The 8,005-nt window shown below is 59.6% G+C and carries 8 protein-coding genes; 4 read left to right on the top strand and 4 right to left on the bottom strand.

Annotation, left to right across the window (positions count from 1 at the left end):
• The first annotated feature begins 561 nt into the window (after window positions 1-561).
• Both rsmD and EIEH_RS08560 read left to right on the top strand, forming a co-directional pair.
• On the top strand, window positions 562-1,173 hold the full coding sequence (rsmD, locus tag EIEH_RS08565) for a 16S rRNA (guanine(966)-N(2))-methyltransferase (protein WP_015872872.1): 612 nt from the start codon (window positions 562-564) through the stop codon (window positions 1,171-1,173).
• Entirely contained in the window at window positions 1,163-1,438 is a 276-nt protein-coding gene (locus tag EIEH_RS08560; protein WP_015872873.1) for a DUF1145 family protein, read from the top strand. The genes rsmD and EIEH_RS08560 overlap by 11 nt, the downstream gene beginning before the upstream one ends.
• Before the next feature lie 11 nt (window positions 1,439-1,449).
• On the opposite strand, the gene EIEH_RS08555 is transcribed toward EIEH_RS08560, so the two are convergent.
• Both EIEH_RS08555 and EIEH_RS08550 read right to left on the bottom strand, forming a co-directional pair.
• Complete coding sequence (locus EIEH_RS08555; RefSeq protein ID WP_015872874.1) at window positions 1,450-1,806, bottom strand: DUF2500 domain-containing protein; 357 nt, start codon at window positions 1,804-1,806, stop codon at window positions 1,450-1,452.
• A complete protein-coding gene (locus EIEH_RS08550) occupies window positions 1,806-2,123 on the bottom strand; it encodes a DUF1820 family protein (protein ID WP_015872875.1) in 318 nt (105 codons plus the stop codon). The genes EIEH_RS08555 and EIEH_RS08550 overlap by 1 nt, the downstream gene beginning before the upstream one ends.
• Before the next feature lie 194 nt (window positions 2,124-2,317).
• Between EIEH_RS08550 and EIEH_RS08545 the strand changes: the two genes are divergently transcribed.
• Window positions 2,318-2,944, top strand: coding sequence for a lysoplasmalogenase (locus tag EIEH_RS08545; RefSeq protein ID WP_015872876.1), 627 nt, complete (start codon window positions 2,318-2,320; stop codon window positions 2,942-2,944).
• 36 nt (window positions 2,945-2,980) lie between these two features.
• On the opposite strand, the gene yiiM is transcribed toward EIEH_RS08545, so the two are convergent.
• Window positions 2,981-3,655, bottom strand: a complete 675-nt coding sequence (yiiM, locus tag EIEH_RS08540; RefSeq protein ID WP_015872877.1) for a 6-hydroxyaminopurine reductase — start codon at window positions 3,653-3,655, stop codon at window positions 2,981-2,983.
• 91 nt (window positions 3,656-3,746) lie between these two features.
• The gene (gene fdhD / locus EIEH_RS08535) at window positions 3,747-4,550 is read right to left on the bottom strand and encodes a formate dehydrogenase accessory sulfurtransferase FdhD (RefSeq protein ID WP_050977419.1); all 804 of its coding nucleotides are present in this window, start codon (window positions 4,548-4,550) and stop codon (window positions 3,747-3,749) included.
• A gap of 394 nt (window positions 4,551-4,944) precedes the next feature.
• Between fdhD and fdnG the strand changes: the two genes are divergently transcribed.
• A complete protein-coding gene (gene fdnG, locus EIEH_RS08525) occupies window positions 4,945-7,995 on the top strand; it encodes a formate dehydrogenase-N subunit alpha (protein WP_107775216.1) in 3,051 nt (1,016 codons plus the stop codon).
• Window positions 7,996-8,005 lie beyond the last annotated feature (10 nt).

The raw sequence follows: 8,005 nt of genomic DNA, 5'->3' as shown, positions 1-8,005 counted from the left end.
CTGCGCAAGGTTTGGAAACAGACGCGGGATCGGCGGCAGGAACTGCCTGCTCGGGCTCGCGATCCAGCACCTGCTCGGGTGCGTGCTCCTGAGGCTGATCTTCCTGCTGTCGGCCAAATCCCAGCCAGGAGAAAAATCCACGTTTCTTATCTTTTGCCATCTTACGACTCTACTCCCGCCTCAAATCAAGGCTATAAGCGAACTCCCGCCGTTAGCTGGCGCGGGCAAGGCCGCGCGGCGAGAGACACCAATTCGGTTTAAAAAATATCAAAGACTGAGTTTATCACTTAACCATCGCTCGCAACATGGATGTAACCGGGTTTCGGGTGGCATTTCAATCAATAAAGGATTAGGCTGTGTTTGGCCTGCGTCCGAGAATACCGCAGGCGGCATTTTTGGCCAGCGCACATGGTGAAAGCGGCAGAGCAGGCCATTAAACCGTATGTTACGGCCTACGCCGTGCTCGCATCCACTTTGCCGCCGACTCCGATAGCGGGCGAACGTAGGACAGACATCCGTCTGACTCCACTCACTGTTTCCCCAACGACACTAACAGATTACATGGCAAAAAAACCTCACGCACAATCCTGCGGCCAGATCCGCATCATCGCCGGACAGTGGCGCGGCCGCAAACTGCCGGTGCCGGACAGCCCGGGCCTCCGCCCCACCACCGACCGGGTACGTGAAACCCTGTTCAACTGGCTGGCACCGATCCTGCACGATACCCAGTGTCTGGATGCCTTCGCCGGCAGCGGCGCCTTGGGGTTTGAAGCCGTCTCACGCTATGCAGCACGCGCGACCCTGCTGGAGGCCGATCGCCTCGTGGCAGCGGGGCTGCGCAAAAACGCGGCCCTGCTCAACGCCCCCCAGCTTGAGGTGATCCATACCGATACACTGCGCTTCCTGGCGCAAAGGGGAACACCGTATCAGGTGGTATTTCTCGATCCGCCCTTTCGCAAGGGGCTGCTGAACGACACGCTGACACTGCTGGAGCAGAACGGCTGGCTGGCGGCGGACGCCTGGATTTATGTCGAGTGTGAGGCTGACAGCCCTGCCCTGGCCACTCCGGCCAGCTGGGCGTTACAGCGTGAAAAGGTCGCCGGACAGGTCGCCTACCGGCTATACCGGCGCCAGGTAACAGAGCAAAACGAGGGAGACAACCATGTGGATTAATATCGGCCGCCTGCTGATGCTGGGTGTATGGGGATTCATGCTGGCCAACCTGCTGCACGCATTTCCGCGCCCGCTGAACATCTTCGTCAACGTAGCGATGGTCTTTATGGTGCTGATGCACGGCCTGCAGGTCACCATGCTGAAGAGCACCCTACCGCTGGAACAGCGCAAGCTCGGCTTTTGGTTGGAACTGCGCATCTTTCTGTTCGGCGTATTCGAGCTGCTCGCCTGGCAAAAGAAACAACCGCCGCGCCAAAAAAAGTAAACGGATACCGCTCAGGCAGCATCCGGCGTAAAGTCGATAAACCGGCTACCCTGTACGCGCAGGGTTCCCTGCACTCCCGGTCTCAGCACAGCGCAGTCACGCCCGGGCAACGTAAAGCGCAGCGGTGCACCCCCGCCCTCGCCGCTGAACAGCAGCGTATAGCGTACCGTTTCAGCGACGATCTCCTCCCGCTGGCGCGAGCGCAGCGGCGACGGCAGCGCGCGCTTCTCCGTCAGAGTCACCCGCAGGATCTGCAGTGGCGCGGCATCGTTGGCGGCATCCTGGCGCCGCTGCTGAACAAAGCGCTGGGTCGCCAGCAGCACGATCGCGGCCACCACGATGATAAAAAACAGCGGCGTGCGCTCCATCAGGACTTCTTCCCGTTAAATAGCGGAAATACCGCCACATTATCAGCCAGATCAGAAATGCGGGCGCTGCCGCGCTCGGTCACGGCATCGATACGGATCACCGCCTGAATCGGGATATAGCTGCGCGTTACCCCGGCGAACTCGCTCTTCAGCTTCTCTTCACTCGGATCGACCAGCAGCGAGCCGTGGCTGCCAAAGACGAAATCCGCGATCTCAATAAAGCCAAACAACGGACTCTGTATGATTTCCCGCACGTACAGCTGATAGTTTTTTCCGTTATTCATGAACTGGATACGGTATAGCGGCTGACTGGACATGATACGGCGTCGACTCCTCCGTTAAGACATTTAACACAATCGCCCGACGGGCGCGCCCACAGCCTAACATAGGGAGCATCGCCTTTGCATCGGCAGCGGGAAACCATTGTCGCCCCCGACGCCATCCCCTACACTCAGAACATGGACTCTTTGGCGCGTGGCGCCGATCCCCACACCCTAGGTTAGGAGGCTGCATGAGTTGGGCATTTCTGGCGGTTCTATTTTCCGGCTGGCTGTACGTCGACGCCAGTTACCGAGGTCCTGGCTGGCAACGCTGGCTATTTAAACCCCTGACCCTGCTACTGCTGCTGATGCTGGGTTGGAACGCACCACATCTGGGACCCGGCGGCTATTTCATTCTGCTGGGCCTGCTGGCCACCCTGGCGGCGGACGCCCTGCTGCTGCTGCCGCGTGAACGGATGCTGTATGCCATCGGTGCGCTGTTTCTCTCCCAGCTGCTGTATACCATCAGCTTTGCCAGCGCCATGACCCTGACCCTGTACTGGCCGCCGCTGCTGATCCTGCTGGCCATCGGTGTGCTGCTGCTGGCCATCATCTGGGGACCTCTGGAGACCCTGCGCTGGCCCGTGACCACCTACGTGGCGATGATGCTGGTGATGGTATGGATCGCCGGTGCCCAGTACTTCACCCGCGGTGACGATCAGGGGTTCTCCCTGCTGCTCGGTGCCTGGTTGCTGCTACTGGCCAATGCCGTCTGGCTTATCGACCGCTTCCGCACTCACTTCCGCGCCGCCGGTGCTCTCATCGCCTTCGGCTACTTCGTCGGACACTTTCTGATCGTCCGCTCCCTGTATCTCTGATCCACCGCCGCCGACCTGCATTCCACGGGGCCGGCGCTACCCCCGCCCGAACAAACGCCGGTTCATATCTTCAATGCGCCCGTGCAGTAGGCGATTCTGCAATGTCTTGCACCAGCTGGCGGAGAGCCCGGCGCAGGCCAGCAAGCGGCGGTACTCCGCTTCATCGAACGGCATGTGGAAAACAATGGCGATACACTGCGCCACGCTGATATCGCCGTTGCACGACACCAGCTCCAGCGGGCAGCGATCGCCAACCCGCCCTTCCGCCACGACGCGGTACAGCCAGCCACAGCGGCCGCTTTGCTGCATGTGCAGGGAGAGATCGCCTAACTCCATCATCTGATTCAGCTTGTAGCAGGGAGAGCGCGGCTGAGTCACCTGAATCAGCGCCTCGCCCCAACGATAAATATCGCCGATAAAGACCGACGTCTCATCCATCCCGATGGTCGACAGGTTTTCACCGAAGACCGCGGCCTCAAAGCGCTCCGCCTGCTGAGGATAGGTCTGTCGCCAGTAATCATAGTGCTCGCGCGGATAGTGACACAGCGCCCGATCGGCGCCGCCGTGTACCTGCGATTCCGCCTGTTCATCCCCGGCCAGACCCAGACGCAGCAGCGCCAGGGTATCGGTCATCTGGCGCTTAACGATAGCGCTGCTTTTACCGCCGATAAAAGGTGCACAGCGACCAACGTAGACTTCGGGATAGCGCATGACGATAGCTCCAGATTAGGGGTAAAGGATTTTCCAACCGCCACTATAGCGGGCAACGGCTGCGGAGAAAACCGCTGCATGCGGTCATAACTCAGACAGCGCGCAGACGCTGGGGATGGGTAAAAATAGTTCCCTTTCCGGGACGGCAGAACCCCACCAGCGTCAGATTGCAGCGCTCAGCCACTTCAATGGCCAGCGTGGTCGCCGCGGAGACGGCGAACAGGATCTCCACCCCACACATCGCCGCCTTCTGTACCATTTCATAGCTGGCGCGGCTGGAGACCAGTGCCGCGCCGGCCTGCCACCCAGGCTGGCGAGCACGCAGGCCCAACAGCTTATCCAATGCCACATGACGCCCCACGTCCTCGCAGCCACCCTGCAGCACGCCCTTGCCGTCAAGCCATGCGGCGGCGTGGGTACAGCCAGTCAGGTTACCGATGCTCTGCACCTCACGCAGGCGCGCCAGCGCACCGTCCAGCACAGCCAGATCGAAACGCTGGCGAAACGGCAACGGCGCCAGCGGGCGCAGCGCATCGCCAATCTGCTCCACACCGCACACACCGCAACCGGTTCGGCCAGCCAGCGAGCGACGACGTTCCTTCAACGCCATAAAACAACGGCTGGAAAGCTCTATCTGAACCTCTAGCCCATGACAGGCCGTCTGAACCTCCATGCCGTAGATATCCTGCGGCGAACGGATGATCCCCTCTGACAGGGAGAAGCCCAGGGCAAACGCCTCCAGCTCCTTGGGTGATGCCATCATCACCACGTGAGAAATACCGTTATAGACCAGCGCGACCGGAACTTCATTGGCGACCCAGTCTGGCCGCTGCTCACTCGGCTCGGTACGTGGCCAGACCGGAACGGTCGTCGCGCCGCACACGCTCTGCGACATTAGAGACGTTCTCTTATTCACCTGCTATTCCCATCAAATTGACCGACAAGGAAAAAATCCAGAATCCCCCGCCTGCCTATATATCCATGGCGATCACTTTTCACCAACATGACCGCCGCATAGCGCAGTACGACCGAAATGGCAACTCAATAATTTGAATCACATGGCAAAAATGGAAAAAATGAGCTAAAAAAAGTGCATTTTCCTAGCAAAACGCACCCTGTATTAAAACCTCTCATTAACATTTTGATATACTTTCATGGTACACTGCGATTAGGGAAATAATACCCAAAAAAGCGATACGCAATAACAAACAATGAAAAGGAAACACACCGGCAGCATCGGACCCGCCGGCGTTGTTCAACAAACAATGTGGTTATTTGAGGAGCAATCCATGCAAGTCAGCAGAAGACAATTCTTCAGGATCTGCGCTGGCGGTATGGCAGGAACAACGGCAGCAGTGCTGGGCTTCGCCCCGTCGCTGGCTTTGGCACAAACCCGGCAGTACAAGCTACTGCGCGCCAAAGAAACCCGTAATACCTGTACATACTGTTCCGTGGGCTGTGGGCTGTTGATGTACAGCCTGGGGGATGGAGCCAAAAACGCAAAGGAGAGTATTTTTCATATCGAAGGGGATCCGGATCATCCAGTAAACCGCGGCGCGCTGTGTCCGAAGGGCGCCGGTCTCATCGATTTTATCCACAGTGAATCCCGGCTGCAGTATCCGGAATACCGCGCACCCGGCTCCAACGTCTGGCAGCGCCTCAGCTGGGATGAGGCCTTTACCCGCATCGCCCGCCTGATCAAACAGGACCGCGATGCCCACTTTATCGCCACCAACGCCCAGGGCGTCACCGTCAACCGCTGGCTGAGTACCGGGATGCTGTGCGCCTCGGCCTCCAGCAACGAAACCGGCTATCTGACCCAAAAGTTCAGCCGGGCGCTGGGGATGCTGGCAGTCGATAACCAAGCACGTGTCTGACACGGACCAACGGTAGCAAGTCTTGCTCCAACATTTGGTCGCGGTGCCATGACCAACCACTGGGTCGACATCAAGAACGCCAACCTGATAGTGGTGATGGGCGGTAACGCCGCCGAAGCCCACCCGGTCGGCTTCCGCTGGGCGATGGAAGCCAAGATCCATAACAACGCCAAGCTGATCGTTATCGATCCGCGCTTTACCCGCACCGCCTCTGTGGCCGATTTCTATACCCCGATCCGCTCGGGTACCGATATCGCCTTCCTCTCCGGGGTGCTGCTCTATCTGATCGATAACCACAAGATCAACGCCGAGTATGTGAAGAACTACACCAACGCCAGCCTGCTGGTGCGTGAGGACTTTGCCTTTGAGGATGGCCTGTTCAGCGGCTACGACGCCGAGAAGCGCCGTTACGACAAGAGTAGCTGGAACTACCAGCTTGACGAACAGGGCTTCGCCAAGCGTGATGATACCCTGCAGGATCCTCGTTGCGTATGGAATCTGCTGCGAACTCACGTATCACGCTACACCCCAGAGGTGGTCGAAAACCTGTGCGGCACCCCCCGCGCTGACTTCCTGAAGGTCTGTGAATACATCGCGGAGACCAGCGCGCCGGATAAGACCACCTCCTTCCTGTACGCTCTGGGCTGGACCCAGCATACGGTCGGCGCCCAGAACATCCGCACCATGGCGATGATCCAGCTGCTGCTGGGCAACATGGGGATGGCGGGCGGCGGCGTCAATGCGCTGCGCGGCCACTCTAACATTCAGGGGCTGACGGATCTGGGGCTGCTGTCGACCAGCCTGCCGGGCTATATGAGCCTGCCGTCAGAGCAGCAGACCGACCTGACCAGCTACCTGGCCGCCACCACCCCGAAACCGACCCTGCCCGGCCAGGTCAACTATTGGGGGAATACGCCCAAGTTCTTCGTCAGCCTGATGAAGTCCTTCTATGGCGATAAGGCGCAGGCGCAAAACAGCTGGGGATTTGACTGGCTGCCCAAGTGGGACAAAAGCTACGACGTCCTGCAGTACTTTGAGATGATGTCGCAGGGTAAGGTCAACGGTTATATCTGTCAGGGATTTAACCCAGTCGCCTCGTTCCCGAACAAGAACAAGGTGGTCGACTCTCTCTCCAAGCTGAAGTTTCTGGTAACCATCGATCCACTGAATACGGAAACTGCCAGCTTCTGGCAGAATCACGGTGAGCTGAACGCGGTCGATCCGACCACGATCCAGACCGAAGTCTTCCGCCTGCCCTCCACCTGCTTCGCCGAAGAGAACGGCTCCATCGTCAACTCTGGCCGCTGGTTGCAGTGGCACTGGAAAGGCGCCGATGCACCGGGGATCGCCCGTAGCGACGGCGAGATCCTCTCCGGGATCTTCCTGCGTCTGCGCGAGATGTACACCAAAGAAGGCGGTGCGCTGCCGGAGGCGGTGCTCAACATGTCCTGGGACTACCTGACGCCGGAAAACCCGCATCCGGAAGAGGTGGCCCGGGAGAACAATGGCCGGGCATTGGCCGATCTGACCGATCCGGTCAGCGGCGCCGTGATCGTCAGGAAGGGACAGCAGCTCAGCTCCTTCGCTCAGCTGCGTGATAACGGCAGCACCGCCAGCGGCTGCTGGATCTTCGCCGGGAGCTGGACCGAAGAGGGCAACCAGATGGCGCGCCGCGACAACAGCGACCCCTCCGGCCTGGGCAATACCCTGGGCTGGGCCTGGGCCTGGCCGCTGAACCGCCGTATCCTGTATAACCGCGCGTCGGCGGATCCGTCGGGGAAACCTTGGGATCCCAAGCGCGAGCTGCTGCACTGGGACGGCGCCAAGTGGATTGGCATCGATATCCCGGACTACAGCAATGCCCCGCCCAACAGCGGCGTCGGGCCGTTCATCATGCAGCCAGAGGGGATGGGGCGCCTGTTCGCCATCGACAAAATGGCCGAAGGCCCGTTCCCGGAGCACTATGAGCCGTTCGAAACCCCGCTGGGCACCAACCCGCTGCACCCCAACGTGGTATCCAACCCGGCGGCACGCGTCTTTAAAGACGATCTGGCGCAGATGGGCAAGGCGGAGCAGTTCCCCTACGTCGGCACCACGTACCGTCTAACCGAGCACTTCCACTACTGGACCAAGCATGCGCTGTTGAATGCGATCATCCAGCCGGAGCAATTCATCGAAATCGGTGAGCATCTGGCCAGCAGCAAGGGCATTGCCAACGGGGATACGGTGAAGGTCAGCTCCAACCGCGGCTATATCAAAGCCAAGGCGGTAGTGACCAAGCGTATCCGCACCCTGCAGGTCAACGGTAAGGCGGTCGATACCATCGGGATCCCGATCCACTGGGGCTACCTTGGCGTGGCGCGTCCCGGCTTCCTGGCCAACACGCTGACGCCGTTTGTCGGCGATGCCAATACGCAGACGCCGGAGTTCAAGGCGTTCCTGGTTAACGTGGAAAAGGTGTAACGGAGGCTAA

Origin of the sequence: Edwardsiella ictaluri ATCC 33202 (genome assembly GCF_000264785.1) — a bacterium.
Classification (GTDB): domain Bacteria; phylum Pseudomonadota; class Gammaproteobacteria; order Enterobacterales; family Enterobacteriaceae; genus Edwardsiella; species Edwardsiella ictaluri.
The sequence above is the reverse complement of the archived record's forward strand: the minus strand, read 5'-3'. Positions and strand labels throughout refer to the sequence as shown.

Excerpts from the sequence above, each read along its gene's own strand:
- yiiM (WP_015872877.1), bottom strand. The coding sequence starts at position 3,655 with ATGCGCTATCCCGAAGTCTACGTTGGTCGCTGTGCACCTTTTATCGGC.
- EIEH_RS08550 (WP_015872875.1), bottom strand. The coding sequence starts at position 2,123 with ATGTCCAGTCAGCCGCTATACCGTATCCAGTTCATGAATAACGGAAAA.
- EIEH_RS08560 (WP_015872873.1), top strand. The coding sequence starts at position 1,163 with ATGTGGATTAATATCGGCCGCCTGCTGATGCTGGGTGTATGGGGATTC.
- EIEH_RS08545 (WP_015872876.1), top strand. The coding sequence starts at position 2,318 with ATGAGTTGGGCATTTCTGGCGGTTCTATTTTCCGGCTGGCTGTACGTC.
- fdhD (WP_050977419.1), bottom strand. The coding sequence starts at position 4,550 with ATGTCGCAGAGCGTGTGCGGCGCGACGACCGTTCCGGTCTGGCCACGT.
- rsmD (WP_015872872.1), top strand. The coding sequence starts at position 562 with ATGGCAAAAAAACCTCACGCACAATCCTGCGGCCAGATCCGCATCATC.
- EIEH_RS08555 (WP_015872874.1), bottom strand. The coding sequence starts at position 1,806 with ATGGAGCGCACGCCGCTGTTTTTTATCATCGTGGTGGCCGCGATCGTG.